This is a genomic window from Ochrobactrum sp. SFR4, assembly GCF_019730395.1.
Classification (GTDB): Bacteria; Pseudomonadota; Alphaproteobacteria; order Rhizobiales; family Rhizobiaceae; genus Pseudochrobactrum.
In genome coordinates, this window is record NZ_JAAPBB010000731.1 from 1 (window position 1) to 276 (window position 276).

The window sequence follows — 276 nt, forward strand, 5'->3', positions numbered from 1 at the left end:
CCAGATCATTGAGGAATGCAGCAGGCCTGCAAATCCGGCCAGCGCACCGGCCACACAATAGACAACGAAAATGGTTTTGGCCGTGCTGAAGCCAACACGTTTTGCAGCTTCCGGCGAACCGCCGTAGGCGTAGATCGAACGGCCGGTCATAGTATATTTCAACATCAGATGGATGAGCAGCGCAATGCCCAGATAAACCAGCACCATCGCAGTGAGACCGAAATTGGTTCCGGTTGCTGATGTCATAGAGACAATATCAGTCTTGCCGAATTCGAT

The 276-nt window shown here is 51.8% G+C and carries 1 protein-coding gene; it reads right to left on the reverse strand.

Annotated elements, in window-relative coordinates; genetic code table 11:
• Positions 1 to 246 (reverse strand): ABC transporter permease subunit (locus tag HBA93_RS21005; protein ID WP_502910165.1); only part of this gene is annotated, 246 nt, incomplete at its 3' end.
• Positions 247 to 276 lie beyond the last annotated feature (30 nt).